Genomic DNA, 23,811 nt, shown 5'->3' on the forward strand with positions numbered 1-23,811 from the left:
ATATTTGACGTCTATGCAGATAGAAAATAAATGTCTATTAACATTATGATTTCTAGATTAAAGAAAACTCATGTCCTGATTTTTTACCGTTTTCTTCATTTTGTCAGTTGTTGCTTTCTATTGAGTTTTTCTCTCTTTATATGAAATATTATCAATGTTATAAAAGTAAAATTCTTTTACTTCTTTCCGTCATATGTAATTAGCATTATTAATGAGTTTAATATGTCTTTAATCCGTATTGAGGCATGTATAATTTGTATATTCATTTATTCCGTCTGTTTATTGTTTCCAGTAGACATCTTGCTGTATGCCTTTATGGGCATTGCCAGCAGAGTCTGTAAAAATATCGACAGCAATTTGCCAATATAAAAAACAGCAGTTTGTCATAATCCTTATAACTCCTTGAGGCATATACGGCGGCTTCTGTATTTTTGTCAAAATATGATGTTTCATGTTTATACCGATGGCACGATTTTTGGTGATGAAATTATACGTGCGTTCTGGCCATAAAAGATATTGTTGGGCTTATTCGGCTTGTGCCAATATTCTGACATAATGCCGCGATGTGCTTTTAAGTGCTACAAAATATATTGGGCGGATTGTGCCGTATGGACATTCCGTCATGCTGTGGCTAAGTAAATAATTACAGATTAATCAGTAGAATATGTTTAAGCAAGGTGTCAATAAGATATTGTTTTTTGTAGTATCGTTTCTAGCGTGTTTGTCATCAGTAAGTGCAGAGGCTGCATCATCAGATCCTTTGTGGCTGTCGTCATGGCGTGCAGGCACGGTCGTGTCTGATTCAGATGTCAAGTCGGTAGGCATATCCCGATGCTTTGTAAGCGAAGATATTAGTGACAAGGTGTTCAAACGCATGTGGCTCAAGTCGTGGAAACGCAACTGCACGATGAAGCGCAGCCAGCTGTGCTATCTGAAGATGCTGCACCGTAATGCCAAGGGGCAGACACAGCTCGGCGAGATGGTTGTAAACAGGGCTATAGCCGGTAAGGTGTTGAGAATTTTCAGAAAACTTTATGATTCAGGTTACCGCATTGAACGTATGGTGCTCATCGACGATTATGACGCAGACGATCAGGCCTCGATGCGTGCCAACAACACTTCGTGCTTTAATTTCAGGTTTATGACAGGTTCAAGGACACGGGTTTCTAAGCATGGTCAGGGACTGGCAATAGACATTAATGCGCTTTATAATCCTTATGTCCGCAAGAACAGCAACGGCACATGGACTATTGAGCCGAAAGAAGGGCGCCCTTATGCCTTCAACCGAGATAAGCGTAAGGATATTCCTTATAAGATAGACCGTAATGATCTGGTATACAAGCTGTTTATCGAGGCCGGATTTACATGGGGTGGAGCATGGCGCCGCTCTAAAGATTATCAGCATTTCGAGATCAGCCTTTAGCGTTTTGGCATTTTTAGCAATTGCTGAAATTGCAGATGGTTTCAGCTTTTATGTCTTTTCTTTTTTGCAGGCATTTTATAATGTTTGCATAGATATGACTTTTTGAATGAGTTTGTCAATGTAATTCTCAAAGAAAAATATTTTATCTTTTCATAGTGGGGTGTTCGTTTTCTTTGTATTTTTGCTGTCTGATGATCGAATGTCATTTGAATGACGCCCCGGTGATTTTTCGTATGTTTGCAAGTGAACAGGACGTTTTCTAAGTGGGGGCTTGTCCGTTTATTTATGCATGGCAGTATTTGTTGCTGTTTGTTGAAACATTTAAAGTAGTTTTTTATTGAATATTTTGCGTATAGCGCGTGATGATTAATGTATTAAAATCGTTGTTTGTATGGCTGTGCTTTATTCCGGCAGCCATTCTCAATGGCGGGTTTCGTCAACACGTACTTTCTGAATATATGGGCAATGCTTGTGCAATGGCGTTAAGCGGTGTATTGCTGAGTCTGTTTATATTGCTCATATCATGTTTTCTGTTGCCGCGTGTGGTAAAATTAAGCAGAAAAGAATGTTTGATAATAGGTGGATTGTGGATGATTCTGACTGTAGTATTTGAAGTTGTCTTCAGCATGTCTGCAGGTCTTTCGTTCAGAGATATGCTTGTTGCATACAATCCTATGACTGGCAATCTGTGGCTGTTGGTGGTTCTGACAACATTTTTTGCTCCGTTATTTGTATATAAAATAAGACGTATCCAACAATATGGTGTTTATTAATAACTGAAGATACATTAAAATCTATTGATTGGAAGTATACAATATGTGCCTGGCTTGAAATACAGCATTGGAGATTTCTAGTCAATTGTGTTTGGTGAATAGAGTATTTACATTTTGCATAAATGATTTAGTATTAAATGATTGATAAGTTTTTTGAGACCGAACGTCTGATTCTCCGTCCTTGGAATGTGGATGATGCAGAGGCACTTTACAAATATGCGAGCAGTCCGCTGGTTGGGCCTGTTGCAGGGTGGCCGCCTCATACGTCTGTAGAAAGCAGTTGTGATATTATACGCACTGTTCTTTCTGCTCCAGAAACGTATGCTGTTGTATTGAAAGCTACGGCGGAGCCAGTTGGAAGTGTCGGCATAATGTTTGGCAATGGAGTACATAGTGCGGATATGAATGAGGATGATGCCGAAATAGGCTATTGGATTGGTGTCCCATATTGGGGTCAGGGCCTGATACCTGAGGCTGTTAAACGTCTGCTTTGCCATAGTTTTGATGACTTAGGCGTAAAGCGGGTTTGGTGTGGATATTACGATGGAAATGTGAAGTCGCGTCGTGTTATGGAGAAGTGTGGGTTTACTTTTCATCATACAGAATGCGGAAAGATTTCACCATTGGGCGATATACGTACAGAACATTTTATGCTTATGACGTTAAGTGAGTGGAAAAATACAAGTAATAAAGAAAATGTCGCAGGATTTTGATATTAATGTATGGCTGGAGTGTTTCAGAGTTAAGCTTGTTTCACTCTTCGGCAGGCGTCTGCGCTTCTTCGGATTGCAGGGAAGTTATGGGCGTGGAGAGCAGACAGCCGGCAGTGATATAGATGTTGTTGTTGTCATTGACGGCATGAGCCGTCGTGACATATTTGCATATCGCAATATGCTTGATACGATGGACCGCAGCAGCATGATTTGTGGATTTGTTGCCGGTTCGGAGGAATTGCGTGGATGGGAGAAGTCTGATTTGCTTCAGCTCTTTCTTGACACGCAGCCTATCATTGGTTCGCTTGACAGCTTTGGTGTCTTTTTCACCAAAGAAGATATACGCCGTGCAGTAAAGATAGGGGCATGTAATATTTATCACGCTTGTCTGCACAATTTTCTTCATGCGCGGAACAAGGGCGTTCTTGCGGAACTTTTTAAGTCGGCCAGGTTTACAGTTCGCATGAAACATTATTATGATACAGGCGACTATGTCGCTTCATTCAGCAGGTTGAAAGATGTTGTTCCTGATGAAGACAGGCAGATTTTGCTCTGTGCTGCTTCTGTGGCTGACGGGTGCAACAGTGATTGCTTTGACGGGTATAGTCTGATGCTTGCAGACTGGGCCGGCGATATAATCCGGACAATGCATTAGATGTATAGAGTATTTAGATAAAAAGAAGCATTCGGAAAAGGCGGTAGACATCATGGTATGGCATTAAGCATTTACCAGCGACTGATGTTGACACCTTTTCCCGAATGCTTCTTTTGTCGTTTTTTGGCCTATTTGTCAGGCTCTCTTCATCTTATCTCTACAGTTCGTTTTTGTATATTTCAGTCAAGGCGTCCTGATATTGGCGCTCAATGTCCATATACGTAATCATGTTTTTGTAGATGTTGTCGGCTTCCACGTAATACTCTGTTACGGAAATTTCTCCATTTTCAACCGCAGTGCGCAGCAATTTTAGTGTCTGTCGCATCAAAGGCACGTCGTATGCATCGGCCGAAGCTTTCAGCTGCTTCATCTGGTTTATCATAGTGCGTGCCGAGTTCTCGGCGTTAATACGTGCATTTGCATGTTGCATTACGGCTTCAGTCTGTCTTGCCTTTGCGATTTTTACCTTGTTCTTGCTTGAGAACAAAGGTATCGAACCTCCAATCAGGAAACCGTTGCTTGCATTGTCGCCCTCAGTATTTCGGCGGTAACCTATCTCAAACTTAGGAATCCAACTCTGTTTGTTCACCTTCACATCCTGTTCTGCGGCAAGCACAGAAGCCTGTGCTGTGCGGACAGTCCAGTCTGTGGCAACGGCTTTTTCATACATCGTAACTTCGTCGTCAGCCGGGGCTTGTGGATATTCTGTCATGTTTACCTCTATCGGCAGTCCTCCGTTAAGAGCCTGCAGCTGTTGCATGGCATTGGCATGTTTGGTGTCAGCCTGAACAAGTTCTGTCTCAAGGTTCATCCTGTCGAGCTTTATTTTGTTAAGTTCAAGTGATGTGGCGTCACCGTTCTTGAATTTAAGTTCGAACATGGCCAACAGTTCATCGGCATTCTTGCGCCTTTCCTGCAGCAGTTGTTTCTGTTTGTTGTAGTTGATGATGTCAAGGCAGAGCTTCTTGGCATTGACCAGAATGTCGCGCCGTGCCGTCTGATATTGCATGTCGAGCACATTACGCTGCAGTTGTCCGGCTTTCTTGCGCGCTCCGTAAAGGGTAGGGAAGTCGAACCCCTGGGTAATGACTAGCTCTGAACTTGCGATACCGCTTGTTTCGCTCTGAAAGAATGGGCTGTATTCTATCGAGAGGTCCTCGAGTGTGTTTTGCGATTTGTTCTCTATGTCTGCAGCCTCATTGCCTTTGAGCAGTGCTTTCAGTTCCATGTTGTTCTGCTCAACGCTTTTCAGTACGGCGTTTATGTCTTGAGCTTTTGCGCTGACAACTGCGGCAAAGGCCATGGCGGCCAATATTATTTTTTTCATTGTTCCTTATTTTGGTTGTCTGTTTTGATAATATTCTTTCGGTTCATCCACTCATATACAATAGGAATGATGAATGCGTTGAGGAAAGTAGACGTGAGAAGTCCGCCAAGTATGACTTTTGCCATAGGGCTTTGTATTTCATTACCGGGCAGGCTTCCGCGCAGAGCCAGCGGTATGAGGGCGAGAGCCGAGCATAATGCCGTCATAAGAATAGGATTAAGACGGTCGAGTGAGCCTCTCATTATGCATTCTCTCAGCGGAAGATGTTCCTCTTCGCGGAGGGTGTTGTATCGGTTGATGAGCAACATTCCATTACGCGTGGCAATACCAAACAGCGAGATAAAGCCGATTATGGCAGGAATGCTGACTTCTCCTGTGGTAAGTACCAGCGCGAATACGCCTCCGATAAGTGCAAGAGGAAGGTTGAGCAGGATTACTCCGCTCTCGAGGGCGTTTCTGAACTGCATGTAGAGCAGCAGGAATATTACGACTATGCTGAGCAATGATGCCAGCAGAAGTACACGGCTTGCGTTTTGCTCGCTCTCAAACTGACCTCCGTATTCAACATGATAGCCTTCCGGCAACTTTATCTCTGAGTTTATTCGTTTCTGGATGTCGTTCACCACGCTGCGCAAGTCGCGTCCGCTCGCGTTGGCAGAGATGACAATTTTACGTTTTACGTTCTCGCGGTTGATTGTGTTTGGACCCATGGCAGATTTTACTTCTGCAACATTCGCCAACGGAATCTTGCGGCCGTCGGGCGTGTCTATCATCAGGTCGCGTATGCGTTCCATGTCGCAACGGTCGTGTTCGGCAGCACGTACCACAAGATTAAAGCTGCTGCCGTTGTCGTATACCTGTGATACAGTCTCGCCTGCCATGTTGACACGGACAAATGTGTTAAAGTCGGCGATTGAGATGCCGTAGAGTTTCAGCATGTCGCGTTTAGGCTTTATTTCGAGTTCCGGACGCTCAATCTGCTGTTCAACGTTGAGATCGGCAATGCCGTCTACTGTACCTATGGCATCTTTTATCTGGTTGCCAATTTCAAACATCTTGTTAAGGTCGTCACCGAATAGCTTAATGGCAATGCTGGCCTGTGTACCGCTGAGCATGGCGTCAATACGGTGGCTGATAGGCTGGCCAATCTCGATGTTGGCACCTGTTATTACGGAAAGTTTCTTTCTCACGTCGTTGAGCATCTCTTCGTGCGAGCGGTCTTTCAGCTCAAATGGTGCCTCGATTTCTGACACATTTACGCCAAGTGCATGCTCGTCAAGTTCTGCTCGTCCTGTTTTTCTTGCTACAGTCTGTATCTCAGGTATTGACAGCAGGATATTTTCGGCACGACGTCCTATTTTGTCAGACTCTTCGAGTGATATTCCTGGTAAAGAGCTGATGTTTATTGTAAGCGAGCCTTCATTGAATTTCGGAAGGAAGCTATGGCCGAGAGTAAAGAACAATCCAAGAGCAGCAACAAAAAGTATTGCCGTTGATGCTACAACCGGACGCTTGTGGGCAAGTGCCCATGTGAGCCAGTGTTCATAGTGCTTCTTGAGCCATACTGTTACGAATGCTTCTTTTGGCATGCCCTTTTTGGTGTCGCGGCCTAGCAGATAGCTGCACAGTACAGGCGTGAGCGTGAGTGCAACGATTGTTGATGCCACTAGTGCTACGATAAATGCCACGCCGAGAGGTATGAGCATGCGTCCTTCCATTCCACTTAGATAGAACAGCGGGATAAAGCTTACGATGATTATTGCTGTTGAGTTGAGGATAGGCATTCGTACTTCGCGTGAAGCGTTGTATACAACTTTCAGCACCGGAAGCCGTTGTTCCTTTGGCAATGCTCTGTTTTCGCGCAGATGTTTCCATACATTTTCAACGTCCACTATGGCATCGTCGACAAGTGAACCTATGGCTATTGCGAGTCCGCCGAGACTCATCGTGTTGACGCTCATGTGGAAATAATGAAGAACAATGAGCGATATGAGCAACGATACCGGCAGTGTTATCAGTGAAATGACAGTGGTGCGGACGTTGGCAAGGAAGAGGAACAGAACTATGACAACAAATATAGCACCTTCGTAAAGTGACTGCTTAACATTGTTTATAGAGCTTTCGATGAAGCGTGACTGACGGAATATGTCGGTAGATACATGTACGTCAGCCGGCATATTCTTTTTAAGGTCTTTTAGTGCAGCCTCAAGTCTTTCCGTAAGTTCTATGGTGCCGGTGTCGGGCTGCTTGGTTACGGTGAGTAATACTGCTGGTTTTCCTTTCTCAGAAGCTGTTCCGAGTTTCGGAACCTGTGGCCCGGTCTGTACGTCTGCCACGTCAGCAAGGGTTATTGCATCGCCGTTGACTGTCTTTACGACGGTATTGCCCATTTCTTTTACGTCTTCTGTCGACACAACGCCACGAACGATATACTCGTTGCCATATTCATATATCACGCCTCCATTGGTGTTGCGGTTCATCTGGTCAGTTGCGGCCATAACTTCAGCCAGTGTCACTCCGTAATGGTTCATTCTGCCGGGATGAAGTAAAATCTGATATTCCTTAATGTCGCCTCCTAATACAGCTACTTGCGACACACCTCCCGTAGACATCAGTCGGGGGCGCACTGTCCAGTCGGCCAATGTGCGCAAGTCGGTCATTGATGTACTGTCTGCTGTAAGGCCAACGATGAGAACCTCTCCTAAGATGGACGACTGCGGACCTAAGGTTGGCTGTCCTACGTTGTCGGGTAGGGTCTCGTTTACAGCAGCAAGTTTCTCTGAAACAATCTGGCGTGCCAGATAAATATCAGTACTCCAGTCGAACTCAACCCATACAACAGAGAATCCCGTCGTTGAAGAAGACCTCACACGTCGTACATGCGTGGCTCCGTTCACTGCTGTTTCGATAGGGAATGTTACAAGTTGCTCCACCTCTTCTGCCGCCATGCCGTTGGCTTCGGTCATGACAACTACAGTAGGGGCGTTAAGGTCGGGAAATACATCTACCTCGGTTTGTCCTGTTGTGTAGATGCCTCCAATAATCAACAGTACCGCTGCGACAAGTATAAGCAGGCGGTTTTGCAGTGAGAATTTTATTATTTTGTTCAGCATTGCTTATCCTTGGTTTAGTGTTGATGCGAATGTGCGGGCAGACTAGTGCTGGCTGATGCCAGTCTTACTTGAGTTGCGCCCTTGGTAACTACTTTCTCGCCTCCTTTCAGGCCGCTTTTTATTTCAACTCTCTCACCGTCGGTTTCGCCTATTTCCACCTCACGGCGCTCATAGCAAGTGGCATCTGTCTGTATATAAACAAAGTTTACTCCGTTCTCGTCGGTAAGTGCAGACACTGGAACACTTATTACTCCGGGGCGTTCTGACGTCAAAAGATAAGTCTCAACGAATGCTCCCGGCATGACGTCGGCCTGATTGTTGAACTCGAATGTTACGGGAATATAGGGTGATCCGTCGCCTGTTGACTTGCCGGTGGCAACAAGACGGCCGTTCATTGCTCCTATGTTGTATATTCTGTCGCTGTATGCTGTCTTAAACTTAGCTGACTTGACTGTACCAAGTATTGAGTAATATCGCTCTGGAACGTTGGCTTTTAGATATAGCTTGCGTGTCTGAGTGACGTTCATCATAGGCTGTCCGACGCTTACATAGTCGCCCTCTTTTACGAGACATGTCTTTACATATCCGCTTATTGGAGATGTTACGGCCACTCCGCTTCCGCCTTTGCTTCCAGAGAATGCCTCGTAGGCAATCTTTGCAGATTCGTAGTTGGCTCTTATGCTGTTGAATTCTTTTTGTGTGACGATATTGTCTTTCACTAACTTTGCTGCGCGTTCATACTCCTTCTTGGCTGTCTGATATGCGATTGCAGCCTGCTTTGCCGGATTATCCTGAAGCTTGTCTGCTGAGATAGTGAACACCGTTCCTCCTTTGCTTACGGCTGTTCCTTCTGTTATGCCGCGTTGAAATCTTACTATACCTGGCACAGTTGCCACTATTGTGGCTTCATTGCCGGATGCTGCAAGAATCTTGCCTCCGGCCGGAATAACTCCGCTGAAGTTGCCCGGCTTGATAATCTCGGCAACTATGCCTGCCTGGTGAGCCTGCTCCGGACTAATAACAATTTCGGTTGAATGGCCTTTTTCTTCACCTTCGTGTGCGTCTGCCTCTTCGCTGTGTGTGTGTTTGTGCTGACATGAAACCATGACCAGCATGCTTAGTACAGATGTAATTAAGATGTTTTTCTTCATGTTTATTTTATGTAGCTTTATTAATAATGTTTTGTCATATTTATTATTTATGCAAAAATAACGTAAAACGGATGCAACTTAGTTGCAATTGCGCATTTTGGAATATGTATGTTGCAATATGCCCTAAATTTATAGTCTTTATTCTGATGTCAGAGCCATTGAAGTTATGGATGATATGGAGAAAACTTTTGATGGAAGAGACGATGTAACAGTTTACAGATGCTATGAAAACTAATGGAATACCAATTTGTCTGTATGAGATGTCTGTCGGTGAATATATTTGTCCGTAAACAACAATTTTCTTTTTGTTCTTGTTATGTCGTTAAAAAATATGCTATAACTAAATAAAATATATTTGTTGATTTTGTCCTTTAATGCCGGAATAACGAATAAGTTTTATACCTTTGTTCTTAGATGTATTTCTGTAATAATAACAGAAACATCTGTTTGTGTTAAGTTGTGTAATGAAAAATAATGATAATGCAATGAAAATAGAATGTAAATTTCGTACTGCTACGATGAAAGACATACAGGAGCTTAAAAAACTTTTTTGTAATACTGTTATGGCAGTTAATCGTCGTGACTATACGGCAGAAGAAGTGGCAGACTGGGCGTCGTGCTGTGAAAGCGACGGACGTTGGGAACAGTTGCTTTCTACTTTGTATTTTATTGTTGCTACTGATGTTGAAGGCCAGATGCTTGGTTTTACAGCCCTTAGAGGGGATGGCTATCTTCATTCAATGTTTGTGCATAAAGATTACCAGCGTCAGGGCATCGCAACGGCTCTGTTGCAGAAAATAGAAGCTTATGCATCGGAGCATGGAATAAAAGAAATGACATCTGAGGTGAGTATTACTGCCCGTCCGTTTTTTGAACACCATGGTTATAAGGTTGAGCGTGAGCAGCGTGTTCAGGCCAATCGTATGATTATGACAAATTTTATGATGCGAAAAATAATATAAGATGGATGTTTCTATTGTAGTATCGTTATTGCCATTATTCTTTTTGCTGCATGAGTTGGAGGAAATAATAATGGTGCGTTCATGGTTGGATAAAAATCAGGCTGCTTTACGTGAGCGTTTTTCAAATCTGGGACATATTATTGTGTGGATGGAACAAATGACCACCAGAAGGTTTATAGTTGTTGCTGCTGAAGAATTTATTATTGTTTCATTATGTACATTAATGTGTCTTTATTTCGGCAAGATTGTTGTATGGTATTGTTGTCTGGCGGCATTTGCGATTCATCTTGTAGTACATTTTATACAGTTCGTTGTGTGGAAAGGATATATTCCTGCCATCTTTACAACAGCGTTTTGTTTGCCATATTGTTTTTGGGCAATGATTAAAACATATTCATTTTTTTCCTTGTACGAAATGTTTGTTTATGCGTTTATAGGCATTATCTTATGTGTGCTAAATCTTATTGTAATGCATATGATTGTAAAAAGACATAGCCAATGATAATGTGCTCTATATTTATCGGGTGATCCGTTCGCATGATATATAATGAGTGATAATAAATAAAAAAGTCCACAATCTTGATTGCGGACTTATATGTTTTCTGGCGGTGCGTACGGGACTCGAACCCGTGACCTCCTGCGTGACAGGCAGGCATTCTAACCAGCTGAACTAACGCACCCTGAGATGAGAATACCACTCTTTTGAGAGCGGTGCGTACGGGACTCGAACCCGTGACCTCCTGCGTGACAGGCAGGCATTCTAACCAGCTGAACTAACGCACCATTAGGTATCTGTCTCAATTGCGGTTGCAAAGGTATGAATATTTTTTTTATCTACCAAACTTTTTGGCGATTTTTTACAAAAAAAGTTGCATTAGCAGTGCATTATGGTATTTTTTGCCATCGAAGAGCCAGTCTTTCAGCTCATTTGACTTTATGAATCCACTCTTCTCAAACAGGGCTAACGACCTCTCGTTATCCTTGTTTATGCACGCATAAAGCTGATGCAGGTGTAGGATGTTTGCGGCGTAAGCTTTTATTCTTGTTATAGTGGCCAGGGCATAGCCTTTGTTTCTGTAGTCTTGTTTTATTACTATGCCTACCTCTGCTCTCATGTTCTTAGGGTCGAAGTTTATTATGTCAACTATTCCCACAACGTTATGATGTTCGTCTTCTATCATCATCCTCACCTGCTTATCGGCGTAAATGTCGTTTTTTGCATTTGCGACGTAGTCATATAGCACGTACCTTGAGTATGGCACGTTCGTTGTGCTAACGTTCCAAACCTTAGTGTCGTTCTCGATGGTATACAACACGTCGAGGTCTTCCGGCTCTATCGCCCTGAGATGTATTGTCGGTAGAATGTCTGTCATCAGGCTATTATCTCGTTGTCTGTTATTATTATGTTGAATCTCGGACTGTATGTGCCGATTTTTACATTGGGCTTGCTGTTTTTAGAGAATAGATTAAGAATGTCTTCATATCTGCATAAGCCTGTGTCATAAACAAGATATACGGGCGTCTTGCAACTGATGTTTTTTACGGCTTCGGCATGTGCAGCCGGGTCTGCCGGTGTCTGCGTTACTATATATTGTGCGTCCAGGCCGTTACGGTCGGCGAGGCTTCGGCATCTTGATATTGATTCTTTTGTAGAAATAAATATGTAGAGTGGCGACTTGCGTCTTCTGTCGGGCATGAATCCCAGTGTCTTCTGTATATGCTCTGACGTAGTCTTTATAAGAGCCGTTGTGGCTTTAAGATATATTGCAGCCTTTATTGGCATGTTCAGCCAGATGCTGAGATGGCCATAGTGCTTTTTGAAGAAGATGAGCATGGCCTCGTAGAACACGTGTACATATTTGAACGATGACTTCTGCGTGCTTTCTCCTTTGTAATGCAGTATCTTTGTTGGCAGATACCAGTTGTCGAAGCCGCTCTTCAGCAGCCTGTATGACAGGTCGATGTCTTCACCGTACATAAAGAAGTCTTCGTCGAGCAGTCCTGCCTTGTCAAGTGCGGTGCGCCTCATCATCATGAAGGCTCCGCTTATTATCTCAATCTTGGCCGGTTCGTCCCACGGAAGATATCCCATGTAGTATTTTCCCAGTTTCTTATGTGTGGGATATTTGGCACACAGTCCGCACATCTTGTAGAAAGCGGTCATCGGTGTCGGCAGACCGCGCCGGCTCTCCATGGCGTCGCTGCCGTTGCATTTCAGCATTCTTACGCCCAGTCCGCCCGCATTCTCATGTTCGTCCATGAATCTGATGCACTCTTTCAGGGTGTTTTCTCCAACAATAGTGTCGGGGTTCAGCAGCAGCACGTATTCGCTCTTTGTGCGCCTTATGCCCATGTTGTTGGCTTTTGCAAAGCCATGATTGTGATTGCAGGCAATAAACTTCACACCGCGGTTCTTGCCTTTAAGCTTCTTCACGGTGTTGTCTTTTGAATGATTGTCGATTACGTATATTTCTGCGTCGATGCCCTCAACGGCTCTGTATAAGCTGTCGAGACATTGCTGAAGATAGTGTCTTACGTTGTAGCTGACGATTATTATTGCAAGTTTCATTTCTTGTAGCTTGTTTCAGATATGCATCTTGCCATTGTAGGGTTGACGAAAATCAGACAGATAAGTCCGATAATTGCCATATAGCCGAATGCCACGTTCATGAACAGGTAATAGAGCAGGGTGTTGGCCACCATCGGGACACAAAGCATCATCATGCGTATGCTTCCCCAGCGGAGCAGCTCTTTCTCTGGCTCAGCCTGTAGCTTCATGCTGATTTTCTTGACCTTGAACAGCCTCAGTGACGCAGGAATGAGGCATATTGTAATGACTTCCATTAGCGACACGGTAAGAAATTCGGCGTTCTTGCTTGCTGTCAGGTCTCCCGGCAGCAGCGTCTCGGTTTCAAATATTGCGGTTATGGCCAGCAGCAAAGCTATGCTGACGTACATGATTACCGAGAGTATGTTTTTTGTTCTTTTCATTTTCTTGGTTAATATTTTCGCTTTAAGCAGTTTTCCGGCAGGTGGCGTCATCTGCTATTGCCTGCCGTCGAACGGCTGCCGGTTAATGATAGAGCGTCCGAGCGTAACCTCATCGGTGTATTCCAGCTCGCCGCCCACAGATATTCCGCGTGCAATCACGCTCAGGCGTATGTCGAATTTTGCCAGTTTGCGGTAGATGTAGAAGTTGGTGGTGTCGCCTTCCATTGTGGAGCTAAGCGCCAGAATCACCTCTTTTATCTTTCCGCTCTCAACTCTTTCTGCCAGCGAGCTTATCTCTATGTCGTTAGGACCTATGCCATCCATGGGCGATATTACGCCTCCGAGTACATGATAAAGCCCGTTGTACTGCTGAGTGTTTTCGATGGCCATTACGTCTTGCACGTTTTCAACCACGCACACAGTGGTGTCATCGCGCCTTGCGTCGGAGCAGATAGGGCAGACGTCCGTGTCACTTATGTTGTGGCACACGGTGCAGTGCTTTATCTTATGCCTCATTTCGCTTATGGTCTGGGCAAACCTTTCCACCTTGTCCTTGTCCTGTCTCAGCAGAAACAGCACCAGCCTTAGGGCTGTTTTCTGTCCTATGCCGGGCAGGCTTGAAAATTCTGCCACTGCCTTTTCGAGCAATGCCGACGGATATTGTTGGGTCATACTTTGCTAAAATGTTTTTGTCGGCAAAGTTACTTCAATAGTAGTAAAATTCAAAACAAATTTATTTTTATTTTCCTTTGAATGTCTTTTGCGGGTTGCGTGGCTGCTGTTTTGTGCGCTGTGGCAGCCTGTTTTGCGCATTATTAATGTCTTCTGCATATCGACTATTGATGTCAGGCATGAAGAGTGTATCGTATATGAAGAATGCACACTTTCTTATTTCTTTACAAAATGCAGATTTTTAAGCCTCTCAGGCAGCCTCCGTATTAGCAGCTTGACTGTTTTGCTGTGTTTTAATCGAAAAATAGTGGCTTTTGCGTAATTAATTGTAAGCCAGCGTGTTATGTGCTATTGTAGTCACGCATGCCACTTTCTGACTGCTGATATGTGTCCTTTTAGGTCGTAAAAGCATGCTTTTTGATTCGTAATTCAGTGTGTTTCGCATCGCATTTAAGTGTGTTTCAGCGGCGATATTGGCTGTTTTATGACTGCAAGTTGGCTTTTCTTGTGTAAAATATCCCCTGTTTTGTCATCTCTGTATGCCATTTTTGCATTTGTGATTGTCTGTTTCTGAAAAATAATTTGTCATGAATTTTTATTGCACACATGCCGGTCCGGGTGCGTTTTCGCGTATGCGCCGTCGTCATTGTGCCTGGGTGCATGCAGGGTATTGTCTGCAGATTTTATCCGTTGCTTATATATAACATTGTGCCGGCGGTTGTATTTTTCTGATATTTTTATTACCTTTGCAAAGGTTTTTCATAAATTTATCGACGACTAAATGATAATAACAAAATCAGAATTTTCAGTGAGCAGTCCTAACATACAGCTTTGTCCTAAAGACACAAAGCCTGAGTATGCGTTTATCGGACGAAGCAATGTTGGCAAATCAAGCCTTATCAACATGCTCTGCAACCACAAAAATCTTGCAAAGACATCGGCCACCCCGGGCAAGACTCTGCTTATCAACCACTTTATTATAAATAATGAGTGGTATCTGGTAGACCTTCCCGGCTATGGATTTGCCAAGCGCTCAAAGACGGTTCAGCAGAAGTTGGAGCAGATGATAACGTCTTACATCCTGCAGCGCGAGCAGCTCGTAAACGTGTTTGTGCTGATAGACATCAGACACGAGCCGCAGGCTATCGACATAGACTTTATCAACTGGCTCGGGCAGAGCAGCATACCGTTCTCGATAGTGTTCACAAAGGCCGATAAGCTTAGCTCGTCTAAGGTGGCGCCTACGGCAGCCGCATATATGGACAAGCTGAAGGAAACTTGGGATGAGCTTCCTCCTTATTTCATATCGAGCAGCGAGACAAAGCGCGGACGCGACGAAATTCTTGATTATATCGAAAATATAAATAAAACGCTTAAACAGTAAGGCGTAAATAATAAATAAAGACAGAAATGGCCGGTCAGTTACCTTATCTTGACATACAGAATCTTACTAAATCGTTTGGAGCCCATGTCCTGTTTCAGGACATATCGTTCAGTGTTGCCGAAGGACAGAAAATAGGTCTTGTTGCTAAGAACGGCACGGGCAAGTCGACGCTGCTCTCCATATTGACAGGGCGCGAAGGCTACGATTCGGGCAATATTATCTTCAGACGCGAGCTTAAGATTGGCTATTTGGAACAGTCGCCCAAGTTTGATCCCGACGACACTGTGCTGGATGCATGCTTTAATCATAAAGGAGATGAGGCGAAGATTCTGCGTGCGAAGCAGATACTTACACAGCTTAAGATAGATGACCTTGACAAGAAGATGGGCACTCTGAGCGGAGGACAGCAGCGCCGTGTGGCACTGGCAAACGTATTGCTGACCGACCCGGACATGTTTATCCTGGATGAGCCAACCAACCATCTTGACCTCGACATGATAGAATGGCTGGAAGGCTTCTTTGCCCGTGGCAACAAAACCTTACTCATGGTTACCCACGACAGGTTTTTCCTCGACAAGGTATGCTCGGTGATATTGGAACTTGACGACAAGAAAATATACACCTATCGCGGCAACTACAGCTATTATCTCGAGAAACGTCAGGAGCGCATAGACAACACGCGCGCCGAAATAGCACGTGCAAACAACCTGTACAGAAAGGAACTCGACTGGATGCGCAGAATGCCCCAGGCACGAGGCCATAAGGCAAGATACAGAGAGGACGCATTCTATGAACTTGAGAAAGTGGCCAAGCAGAGGATTGAGGACCGCCAGGTAAGGCTTAAAGTCAGAAACGTCTATATCGGAAGCAAGATATTTGAGTGCCAGTATATCTCCAAGAGCTGGTCGCCGGATAAGGTTATTCTCAAAGACTTTTACTATAATTTTGCCCGTTTTGAGAAAATGGGTATTGTTGGCAACAACGGCACAGGCAAGACAACATTCCTGAAGTTGCTGTTGGGACAAGAGAAGCTTGACAGCGGCCGTTTTGACATCGGCTCGACCGTACGTTTCGGATATTTCTCTCAGGAAGGCATGGTCTTTGATGAACAAAAGAAAGTGCTCGACGTGATAACCGACATTGCCGACTATATCGACATGGGAGGCGGAAAGCATCTGTCGGCATCACAGTTCCTGCAGCATTTCTTGTTTACTCCCGAACAGCAGCACAATTATGTGTATAAGTTGAGCGGAGGCGAGAAGCGCAAGCTGTATCTGTGTACAGTGCTGATGAAAAATCCGAACTTCCTGGTGCTTGATGAGCCGACAAATGACCTTGACATACAGACTCTGCAGATATTTGAAGAGTATCTGGCCGACTTCCCCGGCTGTGTCATAATCGTAAGTCACGACCGTTATTTCATGGATAAAGTGGTAGACCATTTGCTTGTGTTCAAAGGCAATGGCGTAGTAAACGATTTCCCCGGAAACTACACACAGTATCGCGAATGGTGTTCGCTTAAGAGCCGTGACGAAGAAACGGCGGCTAAAAAAGACAGTCGTCCAAGAGAAAAACGGCATCAGGAGCGCCGCAAGATGTCGTATAAAGAAAAGATGGAGTTTGCTCAGCTTGAGAAAGAAATAGCCGAACTGGAAAAAGAGCAGAAGGAAATAGAAGAGCAGCTTTGCAGCGGTAAGCTGCCGGTAGGCGAACTGACTGAAAAAAGTAAGCGTCTGCCGTTGATAAAGGAAGAACTTGACCTTAAGGAAATGCGGTGGCTGGAGCTTTCAGAAATAGAATCTTAAATATTAAAATTAAGTTAAAATGAATAAGTCTTCAGAGCCGTTACTTCTTTTAATCAATATAAATTATTACTTTTGCATTAAATTTAAAAAATCATAATTTGTTTCCACTCGTGAAACGAATACAATCAATAAATTTCTTATATACGTAAACCTAATATGTATAGCAAAGACGAATTATTATCTAAAGATATTTCCGAGCTTGAAGAGATAGCAGAGAAAGTGGGTGCTAAAATCAAGTCTGGCGAAACTCAGGAAGAAATAATATATTCGATCCTTGATAAGCAGGCCGAAATTGAAGGAAACAAGAACCCGCTTGGCACGAAGCGTCGCAGAGTTCGTATTGTAAAGAAGGACACCGACCGTGTTTATTCTGTAAACGGAAAGGAAGGCGAAAACTTCGACTTGAAAAAGAATAAAGTTCAGGCTGAGACTCCGTCATTGTTTAATGATGCACCGGTTACTCCGCCCGCCAAGACACGTTCTCGGGCTAAGAGCAAGGCTGTTGCCGAACCGGTGGCTGAGGTTGAGCAGCCGCAGGCAGTTCCTGTTGTGGAAGATGTTGTGCCTGTTGAACCGGAAAAACAGCCTGAGCCATTGCAGCCTGTTGTTGATAATGTAGTTGAGGCTGCGCCTGAAGTTCCCGAAGCAATATCAGAGGATGTTGTTGAAGGTGTCAGCGAAATTCCTGAAGCAATAAGTGATGACATGCCGGAAGAAACAGATTTGGCCATTGTTCCTGAAGCTGAATTTGCAACCGCAGAAGCTCCTGATACTCAGAATGACAACTCAACAGATCTTATAGCACAGTTGCAGGCCAAGGTGAATGCACACAACGAAGTGGCTGACGAGAAACGTGAGATTATTGCATCAGGTGTGTGGGAAGGCGATCCCGGAGACGGAACAGACTTTATTCCTATTGTTGACTTGCCGATTGAGGATCAGATGGCTGTGCCGCGATTTGATATGTTCGACAATCCGACAAGTCCTATGGACTTAAATAATGTTATGTATGCTCCTCAGATGGAGCCGGAAAGTGTACCGCAATTTGATTTTGAGGATATTATCACTGCCAACGGTGTACTTGAGATAATGCCTGATGGCTATGGATTCCTGCGTTCGAGCGACTATAATTATCTTTCTTCTCCTGATGACATTTATGTTTCTATAGCCCAGATTAAGCGTTATGGACTTAAGACTGGCGATGTGGTAAATTGCCACGTGCGTCCACCGCATGACGGAGAGAAGTATTTCCCGTTGACAAGCATTGATAAGATTAACGGCCGTGATCCAGCTGAAGTACGCGACCGTATACCGTTTGACCATCTTACTCCTTTATTCCCGGATGAGAAGTTTACTTTGTGCGGTGAGCGTTCAACTACAAACCTCAGCACTCGTATTGTTGACTTGTTCTCGCCGATCGGTAAAGGACAGAGAGCGCTTATCGTTGCGCAGCCAAAGACAGGTAAGACAATCCTTATGAAGGACATAGCCAATGCAATTGCGGCAAATCATCCTGAAGCATATCTTATGATGTTGCTTATTGATGAGCGTCCAGAGGAAGTTACCGATATGGCGCGTACGGTTAATGCAGAAGTTATTGCCTCTACGTTTGATGAACCGGCAGAACGTCATGTAAAGATTGCCGGTATTGTATTGGAAAAGGCAAAGCGTATGGTTGAGTGTGGTCATGATGTGGTGATCTTCCTTGATTCTATCACACGTCTTGCACGTGCATACAATACGGTTTCACCAGCTAGTGGTAAGGTGCTTACCGGTGGTGTTGACGCTAATGCTCTGCAGAAGCCGAAACGTTTCTTTGGTGCGGCACGTAATATAGAGGGTGGAGGTTCGCTCACTATTGTTGCAACAGCATTGATTGACACAGGCAGTAAGATGGATGAGGTTATTTTCGAAGAGTTCAAGGGTACTGGTAACATGGAACTCCAGTTGGATAGAAGCCTCAGTAACAAGAGAATATTCCCGTCTGTTAATCTTGTTGCTTCAAGTACACGACGTGATGATCTGTTGCAGGACAAGACAACTCTCGACCGCATGTGGATTTTACGCAAGTATATTTCTGACATGACGCCAATTGAGGCTATGAATACAATTCATGATCGTATGGCTCGTACTTATGATAACGATGAGTTCCTTGCAACGATGAATTCATAAATATTTTAGAGGTACTTGTATTCTTATTTAAAAGTTTTTACTAAAAAATTTTGTTATAAGAATTATTTTGAGTACCTTTGCACTCGATTTAGGGGTTCCGTAGCTCAGTTGGATTAGAGCAACGCCCTTCTAAGGCGTGGGTCTTGGGTTCGAATCCCAACGGAATCACAGAAAAGGAGCATCATGTGATGCTCCTTTTTCTTTTTATCATAGATGTTCTTATTTGCGTTTATATTGATTGATGATACAACTTACAGACTGCATCATTTCTTTCTTATAAGTCTTGGCATTATTTTTTGCCATGAAAATGTATACATTAGATGTTTTGTTGAACTTTCCATATACCCTCGATATAAATATGTTTTGTCACCTCAAGTTTTATGTAAGCACTTAGGTCGTTTCATGCATGTTCAACAATGACTTCAACAGTTCTCATATCAAACACCTAAAACAATATTAACATCAACATTCAGTTTCCGGCTAATTTCACGGGCTATCTTCAATGTGGGCTTGCATTTACCGGAAATATAATCATTCAAAAGGGGAGGGGTAACACCTATCAATTTAGCCAATGTTTTTGGGGTAAGCCCCATTTCATGCATATGGAATTTGAGAACATCAGCAAGTGAGGGTGCTCTCAATGCAAAATGTTTTTCCGAATACTCTGCAACAAGATTAGAAAGTAGTTCCAATTCTATACTGTTCGGGTCATCGAGAGGTGTTTTGTCTGTTATCAGTGGAAGTAACTCTTCAACTCTTTGTACAGCCCTGTCATATTGATCTTTTGTTTCTATCTTTGTCATATCTTTAAATTTTAGAGCAATCAACTATTTTATCATATTCTGCATGAGTGCCAATAAAGTGATTATAAATAGATTTTTAGTAAATATTATTGCTACAATCGGTCTTAAATTATTACCTTTAATATTGAAAACATAATGTTGTTTGTATACATAATCAATACTATTGCTGATCTTTTTTACATATGCAAAGCAAGTCTATTCGCTTCCCTTGTGACTATTGTAGTACATTCTTTTAAAGCAACCTTTTTTATTAGGATACGTTTCTGTGTATTATTTTATAGCATATTATTTAAATATTTTCACTTAACTCACAATATTACCATATTGCAAAGGTAATAACAAAATTCTATTTTTTCAATATTTTATTCTAAATAATCGGATATGAATGACAATACCAAGAAAGATATTTTTTGTAAAATAAATGTTTTTGATTTTTATAAGTTAGTTATATTATTTCACGTGATATACCTATAATATGATTGTCTGTTTCCGTCTTTGTAGCTATTATTTTTTGAGATAGAATTTAAATTAAGTTATTACGTAAAGATTAATAGGCCTATGAGGCATATAAAATAAAAGCGGACCTGATTTATGTCAGGTCCGCTTCAGATAGAATTTAATTGTCAATCAGATTTCACGTTATAATTAAAAATCAAGTTTAGGCTTTATTCAGCAATAGGCGTTAATTTTATTAGGGCTACAGTGCAGCTGTCGGCCTTTGTTATTTTGTGGCTTCCTTGCTCTATTGTGGTCGTCAGGCTCTTAGAAGAGCTGTCGCCTTCAATTTTAACATCGTCAACTTTTATGTTGTATTTAGTGCTGCTCGAGCCAAAGTATATTGTAAGGGTCATCTTTTCAGTTGTAGAGAATGATATCTCTGTGCCTGACTCCATCTTAAGGCTGTTTGTATATGTAACACCATCTATTATAGTATCTTCTTTTCTGTAATTTTCTTTTGTTCCGGTCATTGTAATGGCGCTGTTAGACGGAGTGCCGTTTGTAAAGTCACAGATTATTTCACCCTCAACAGGTGTTTCTGTGTCACCCGGTTCTCCACCTGTTTCACCTCCGCCTGTTTCACCGCTAGAAGCATTTTCGTCTCCAAAGATGCCGATAAGTGATGACTTGTAGTTTGTAACAGCTTCTTTCAGTTCTTTATTGACGTTATAGTCTGTATCGTCGATGCTGTTATTGAAGGTCCACTTGAAATCTCCGTGATTCATTCTTCCTGCACCATACCAGCCTGTGACCTCTGACGGTACATTTGCTGCTTCTACCGGTTCATAGTCATACATCAATGATGCATCGGTATCGAAGTTGTTATAAGAAGTTGCACCCTGCAAGGTCTTTATGTCCTGCGGCACTTGCTCGTCTCTAGTTTTGGCTTCGTATGCATCAAATTGTACATTGTCTTCCTGGTATGTTACATATTTATAATATTGTGTCTTTTCTGTTATGATGTTGCCGAATGACTTTATCATACCACCATCTTCGCCAGAGAATGTGCCTTTAGGGTCAGATGAAATGTCTGATCCTTGTTTGGATATGAGCATCGGACATTTTGTTGCTCTGAAATAGTTGCTTTCTACAAATACATTTGAGCCGGATGTTGCACCTACGCCATATTTGGAAATACCGTCGAAGTAGTTGTTCCATACATGTACAGACATCGTGCGGATACGCGGCATACGTGAGTCGCAGTGGTCAAACCAGTTGTTGTTGTAGCTTATATAGTTTGGTCCGCTCTCGCTTGTCATTCCGCATAATGACGATTTTCCGCTGTCGAAGAAATGGTTGCTTGATACGGTTATATACTGAGAGTCGCCTTTGATGTCGATAGTGCCGTCGCCTTTAGCCTGGTCTGAATCTCCTCCGGCCTGACCATAGAATAAGTCCAGATTGTGTATCCAGCAGTATTTGTTGTCCGTATCCAACGAAACACCATCATCCATGAAGTTTAATATGCCGAAGTTGCGCAGCTCTACGTTTACGGCATTGCGCAGAAGAAATCCGAAGCCGTTTATTGTTGCGTCTTCACCTATGCCTTCTATTGTTATATTCATTTCAACAGAATTGTTCTTTCCTTTTATTTGAAGTCCTTCGTTGCTTAACAGTGCATCCATGTCGGTGTTTTTGATCATGCCGATGATTCTTACGCACAGCGGACGTGTCTCTTTTCCTTTTTGGTATGCGTTGAGTATTGCCTGCAGTCCCGTATAAGTCTGTTCCTTATCACCAATAACAGGACATGTTACAGTCTTTGCTGTATTTGCCGTAACGTATATTACGCGTGCGTTGGCTTTTAGCGTACCGTCGGCATTATATGCTCCCGGCGTATTGCCATTGAGGAAACAGAAACCTTCACGTTTATAGTTTATTACCTTTATTCCGGTAACTTCGTTAGCTGCATCATCTTGTTCTTTTTCTTCAATTACCGGAACAATCTTAAATGAATAATTGTCTGCAGCAATTAAGCCTGTAGCATCTGCCCGTCCGTATGTTCCATAGTTGCGTACCAGCTGGTCGTCAAGTTTTGTATATTCTTCGTATTGTCCACCTTTTACGTACACTATGTAAGACGAAGCATCTGCAAACGGCTCCCATTTTACGAAGGCTGATTCGTGCCATCCTTTTGACTCAAGAATCTTTACCTTTCCTTCCGGATTGTCAATGTCGCCTTCGCTGCCGCTGTCTTCTGCTTTTGCAAAGCTGATATTTTTTACAGTCTTTGTGTATGCGTCTGTCCATGTCCCGTTTACAGGGCTGACGTTTACTATGCCGTTGGCTCTGTCTATACTGACTTTTACTTCATCTGTATTATAATATTTAATGTCGTTGCTGGTCAGTGTCAGTCGCATTTGATTATTTTGGCTGTTGAGGCTTACGGAGTGGTCTGTTGTCGGTTCAGGCGTTGTTCCTTCGCCTTCTTTTTCAACAGATATCATATATATGTAAAGTCCTCCTGTGTTTGTCAGCGTTATGCTTCCGTCTTCGGTAACAGTGCCTATGTTTACCTGATCGTCAAGACTTGTGCTGTTAAAAAATCCTGACTCAGGAGTAATGTTTGTCACATTGAGTCCTCTTTTTTCTGTTTTTGAACTTGTCTTGCATTTAACAGTTATCTTAGAGCCTTTTTCAAGGTTGTCTATCGTTATTGTTGACACTTTATTCAATGTAAGGCATTGTTTCTTTATATCCACTCGAATGGCATCTGATGTTTCAGCCGTGAATATGATATTCTGTGTAAATATCAGTTCTGTGCCGTTAGCTTTTAATGTTTCAGAGTTTAATGCCTTATTGTTCGAATATCTGTCATTTGTGGCATCATATGTCCAGTTTTCAGTATCGGCAGACAGATTTGTCCTGTCTGTACTGCTTACACCTTCCTCTTGAAAGTCCCATGTCTGAGCAACTGCATCAGTAGTAAAAAATGGCATAAGGCATATTAGGAATGCCATAATTATTTTTGAGTATATGTCTTTCATGATAAAATTATTTTATGACTGTCTTTTTTCCATTAATAATATACACGCCTTTGTTAAGGGCATTGGCATCTTTGCCCATGTATTGTCCGTTAAGGTTGTAGACTTTTGACTTTCCGGAATTGTCCATAGATGTAATATTTGTTATTCCGGTTGTGTTTTCATAGCTTAAGGAGATGCTGACCTTCGACATGTCTTCTGTCAGTGAAGTGTTGTCGTCAAATTGAAGTGTTACGTTGTTCCCATTGAAAGTCAGATTGCTTACGAATTTGTCGATTTCAGTTCCGTTTATTATAACGGTTTGTTCTGTTTCTGCATACATTGTTCCTCCTGACAATAATGTCATCAGGAACATACATAAAAATGTTTTCCTTTTCATTATTTA

General features: G+C 42.8%; 20 protein-coding genes and 3 tRNA genes. 10 read left to right on the forward strand and 13 right to left on the reverse strand.

Annotation, left to right across the window (positions count from 1 at the left end):
• Window positions 1–721: 721 nt before the first annotated feature.
• The 4 genes from ACZMIG_RS13230 to ACZMIG_RS13245 all read left to right on the forward strand — a co-directional run bounded on the left by ACZMIG_RS13230 (window position 722) and on the right by ACZMIG_RS13245 (window position 3,564).
• Window positions 722–1,423 (forward strand): M15 family metallopeptidase, encoded by a 702-nt coding sequence (locus tag ACZMIG_RS13230; protein ID WP_302330604.1) that lies wholly within the window; start codon window positions 722–724, stop codon window positions 1,421–1,423.
• Between the two features lie 362 nt (window positions 1,424–1,785).
• Window positions 1,786–2,196: a hypothetical protein gene (locus tag ACZMIG_RS13235; protein WP_487889682.1), complete on the forward strand. Its 411-nt coding sequence runs from the start codon at window positions 1,786–1,788 to the stop codon at window positions 2,194–2,196.
• A gap of 137 nt (window positions 2,197–2,333) precedes the next feature.
• A complete protein-coding gene (locus ACZMIG_RS13240) occupies window positions 2,334–2,909 on the forward strand; it encodes a GNAT family N-acetyltransferase (protein ID WP_487889683.1) in 576 nt (191 codons plus the stop codon).
• The gene (locus ACZMIG_RS13245; RefSeq protein WP_302698210.1) at window positions 2,893–3,564 is read left to right on the forward strand and encodes a nucleotidyltransferase domain-containing protein; all 672 of its coding nucleotides are present in this window, start codon (window positions 2,893–2,895) and stop codon (window positions 3,562–3,564) included. Before ACZMIG_RS13240 ends, ACZMIG_RS13245 begins: the two co-directional genes overlap by 17 nt.
• Window positions 3,565–3,721: 157 nt before the next feature.
• Here the strand turns inward: ACZMIG_RS13245 and ACZMIG_RS13250 are convergent, their stop codons facing one another.
• Genes ACZMIG_RS13250 through ACZMIG_RS13260 form a run of 3 tightly spaced genes read right to left on the reverse strand, consistent with a single transcriptional unit; the run spans window position 3,722 to window position 9,155 of the window.
• The gene (locus tag ACZMIG_RS13250) at window positions 3,722–4,891 is read right to left on the reverse strand and encodes a TolC family protein (protein ID WP_302951337.1); all 1,170 of its coding nucleotides are present in this window, start codon (window positions 4,889–4,891) and stop codon (window positions 3,722–3,724) included.
• Complete coding sequence (locus tag ACZMIG_RS13255) at window positions 4,888–8,004, reverse strand: efflux RND transporter permease subunit (RefSeq protein WP_487889684.1); 3,117 nt, start codon at window positions 8,002–8,004, stop codon at window positions 4,888–4,890. Before ACZMIG_RS13255 ends, ACZMIG_RS13250 begins: the two co-directional genes overlap by 4 nt.
• A 14-nt stretch (window positions 8,005–8,018) precedes the next feature.
• Window positions 8,019–9,155, reverse strand: coding sequence for an efflux RND transporter periplasmic adaptor subunit (locus tag ACZMIG_RS13260; RefSeq protein WP_021854111.1), 1,137 nt, complete (start codon window positions 9,153–9,155; stop codon window positions 8,019–8,021).
• A 464-nt stretch (window positions 9,156–9,619) separates the two neighbouring features.
• Between ACZMIG_RS13260 and ACZMIG_RS13265 the strand changes: the two genes are divergently transcribed.
• Window positions 9,620–10,117 (forward strand): GNAT family N-acetyltransferase, encoded by a 498-nt coding sequence (locus ACZMIG_RS13265; protein WP_486997768.1) that lies wholly within the window; start codon window positions 9,620–9,622, stop codon window positions 10,115–10,117.
• Window position 10,118: 1 nt separating this feature from the next.
• Window positions 10,119–10,619 (forward strand): HXXEE domain-containing protein, encoded by a 501-nt coding sequence (locus ACZMIG_RS13270; RefSeq protein WP_302023958.1) that lies wholly within the window; start codon window positions 10,119–10,121, stop codon window positions 10,617–10,619.
• A 101-nt stretch (window positions 10,620–10,720) separates the two neighbouring features.
• On the opposite strand, the gene ACZMIG_RS13275 is transcribed toward ACZMIG_RS13270, so the two are convergent.
• The 6 genes from ACZMIG_RS13275 to recR all read right to left on the reverse strand — a co-directional run bounded on the left by ACZMIG_RS13275 (window position 10,721) and on the right by recR (window position 13,780).
• Window positions 10,721–10,797, reverse strand: a tRNA-Asp gene (locus ACZMIG_RS13275).
• Window positions 10,798–10,826: 29 nt separating this feature from the next.
• Window positions 10,827–10,900 (reverse strand) — tRNA-Asp (locus ACZMIG_RS13280).
• Between the two features lie 74 nt (window positions 10,901–10,974).
• Complete coding sequence (locus ACZMIG_RS13285; RefSeq protein WP_021855720.1) at window positions 10,975–11,490, reverse strand: GNAT family N-acetyltransferase; 516 nt, start codon at window positions 11,488–11,490, stop codon at window positions 10,975–10,977.
• Window positions 11,490–12,686, reverse strand: coding sequence for a glycosyltransferase family 2 protein (locus ACZMIG_RS13290; protein ID WP_021855721.1), 1,197 nt, complete (start codon window positions 12,684–12,686; stop codon window positions 11,490–11,492). The genes ACZMIG_RS13285 and ACZMIG_RS13290 overlap by 1 nt, the downstream gene beginning before the upstream one ends.
• Window positions 12,683–13,108, reverse strand: a complete 426-nt coding sequence (locus ACZMIG_RS13295; protein WP_053399086.1) for a hypothetical protein — start codon at window positions 13,106–13,108, stop codon at window positions 12,683–12,685. The genes ACZMIG_RS13290 and ACZMIG_RS13295 overlap by 4 nt, the downstream gene beginning before the upstream one ends.
• Window positions 13,109–13,162: 54 nt before the next feature.
• Window positions 13,163–13,780 (reverse strand): recombination mediator RecR, encoded by a 618-nt coding sequence (gene recR / locus ACZMIG_RS13300; RefSeq protein ID WP_021855723.1) that lies wholly within the window; start codon window positions 13,778–13,780, stop codon window positions 13,163–13,165.
• A gap of 781 nt (window positions 13,781–14,561) precedes the next feature.
• On the opposite strand from recR, the gene yihA reads away from it, so the two are divergent.
• The 4 genes from yihA (at window position 14,562) to ACZMIG_RS13320 (ending at window position 19,309) form a co-directional block, all read left to right on the forward strand.
• Entirely contained in the window at window positions 14,562–15,164 is a 603-nt protein-coding gene (yihA, locus tag ACZMIG_RS13305; protein ID WP_053399087.1) for a ribosome biogenesis GTP-binding protein YihA/YsxC, read from the forward strand.
• Between the two features lie 26 nt (window positions 15,165–15,190).
• The gene (locus ACZMIG_RS13310; protein ID WP_418874849.1) at window positions 15,191–16,969 is read left to right on the forward strand and encodes an ABC-F family ATP-binding cassette domain-containing protein; all 1,779 of its coding nucleotides are present in this window, start codon (window positions 15,191–15,193) and stop codon (window positions 16,967–16,969) included.
• A 156-nt stretch (window positions 16,970–17,125) separates the two neighbouring features.
• Window positions 17,126–19,141: a transcription termination factor Rho gene (gene rho / locus ACZMIG_RS13315; protein WP_302953309.1), complete on the forward strand. Its 2,016-nt coding sequence runs from the start codon at window positions 17,126–17,128 to the stop codon at window positions 19,139–19,141.
• 93 nt (window positions 19,142–19,234) lie between these two features.
• Window positions 19,235–19,309 (forward strand) — tRNA-Arg (locus tag ACZMIG_RS13320).
• A gap of 269 nt (window positions 19,310–19,578) precedes the next feature.
• On the opposite strand, the gene ACZMIG_RS13325 is transcribed toward ACZMIG_RS13320, so the two are convergent.
• From ACZMIG_RS13325 to ACZMIG_RS13340, 4 genes are all read right to left on the reverse strand, one after another.
• Entirely contained in the window at window positions 19,579–19,944 is a 366-nt protein-coding gene (locus ACZMIG_RS13325; protein WP_418874848.1) for a helix-turn-helix domain-containing protein, read from the reverse strand.
• Window positions 19,945–19,968: 24 nt separating this feature from the next.
• Window positions 19,969–20,115 (reverse strand): type II toxin-antitoxin system HigB family toxin, encoded by a 147-nt coding sequence (locus ACZMIG_RS13330; protein ID WP_443732751.1) that lies wholly within the window; start codon window positions 20,113–20,115, stop codon window positions 19,969–19,971.
• A 494-nt stretch (window positions 20,116–20,609) separates the two neighbouring features.
• The gene (locus tag ACZMIG_RS13335; RefSeq protein ID WP_487889685.1) at window positions 20,610–23,402 is read right to left on the reverse strand and encodes a pectate lyase family protein; all 2,793 of its coding nucleotides are present in this window, start codon (window positions 23,400–23,402) and stop codon (window positions 20,610–20,612) included.
• A 34-nt stretch (window positions 23,403–23,436) separates the two neighbouring features.
• Window positions 23,437–23,805 (reverse strand): subtilase, encoded by a 369-nt coding sequence (locus ACZMIG_RS13340; RefSeq protein ID WP_487889686.1) that lies wholly within the window; start codon window positions 23,803–23,805, stop codon window positions 23,437–23,439.
• Between the last annotated feature and the right edge of the window lie 6 nt (window positions 23,806–23,811).

It is taken from the genome of Xylanibacter sp. (assembly GCF_057607445.1).

Excerpts from the sequence above, each read along its gene's own strand:
- ACZMIG_RS13235 (WP_487889682.1), top strand. The coding sequence starts at position 1,786 with ATGATTAATGTATTAAAATCGTTGTTTGTATGGCTGTGCTTTATTCCG.
- ACZMIG_RS13240 (WP_487889683.1), top strand. The coding sequence starts at position 2,334 with ATGATTGATAAGTTTTTTGAGACCGAACGTCTGATTCTCCGTCCTTGG.
- ACZMIG_RS13245 (WP_302698210.1), top strand. The coding sequence starts at position 2,893 with ATGTCGCAGGATTTTGATATTAATGTATGGCTGGAGTGTTTCAGAGTT.
- ACZMIG_RS13250 (WP_302951337.1), bottom strand. The coding sequence starts at position 4,891 with ATGAAAAAAATAATATTGGCCGCCATGGCCTTTGCCGCAGTTGTCAGC.
- ACZMIG_RS13255 (WP_487889684.1), bottom strand. The coding sequence starts at position 8,004 with ATGCTGAACAAAATAATAAAATTCTCACTGCAAAACCGCCTGCTTATA.
- ACZMIG_RS13260 (WP_021854111.1), bottom strand. The coding sequence starts at position 9,155 with ATGAAGAAAAACATCTTAATTACATCTGTACTAAGCATGCTGGTCATG.
- ACZMIG_RS13265 (WP_486997768.1), top strand. The coding sequence starts at position 9,620 with ATGAAAAATAATGATAATGCAATGAAAATAGAATGTAAATTTCGTACT.
- ACZMIG_RS13270 (WP_302023958.1), top strand. The coding sequence starts at position 10,119 with ATGGATGTTTCTATTGTAGTATCGTTATTGCCATTATTCTTTTTGCTG.
- ACZMIG_RS13285 (WP_021855720.1), bottom strand. The coding sequence starts at position 11,490 with ATGACAGACATTCTACCGACAATACATCTCAGGGCGATAGAGCCGGAA.
- ACZMIG_RS13290 (WP_021855721.1), bottom strand. The coding sequence starts at position 12,686 with ATGAAACTTGCAATAATAATCGTCAGCTACAACGTAAGACACTATCTT.
- ACZMIG_RS13295 (WP_053399086.1), bottom strand. The coding sequence starts at position 13,108 with ATGAAAAGAACAAAAAACATACTCTCGGTAATCATGTACGTCAGCATA.
- recR (WP_021855723.1), bottom strand. The coding sequence starts at position 13,780 with ATGACCCAACAATATCCGTCGGCATTGCTCGAAAAGGCAGTGGCAGAA.
- yihA (WP_053399087.1), top strand. The coding sequence starts at position 14,562 with ATGATAATAACAAAATCAGAATTTTCAGTGAGCAGTCCTAACATACAG.
- ACZMIG_RS13310 (WP_418874849.1), top strand. The coding sequence starts at position 15,191 with ATGGCCGGTCAGTTACCTTATCTTGACATACAGAATCTTACTAAATCG.
- rho (WP_302953309.1), top strand. The coding sequence starts at position 17,126 with ATGTATAGCAAAGACGAATTATTATCTAAAGATATTTCCGAGCTTGAA.
- ACZMIG_RS13325 (WP_418874848.1), bottom strand. The coding sequence starts at position 19,944 with ATGACAAAGATAGAAACAAAAGATCAATATGACAGGGCTGTACAAAGA.
- ACZMIG_RS13335 (WP_487889685.1), bottom strand. The coding sequence starts at position 23,402 with ATGGCATTCCTAATATGCCTTATGCCATTTTTTACTACTGATGCAGTT.
- ACZMIG_RS13340 (WP_487889686.1), bottom strand. The coding sequence starts at position 23,805 with ATGAAAAGGAAAACATTTTTATGTATGTTCCTGATGACATTATTGTCA.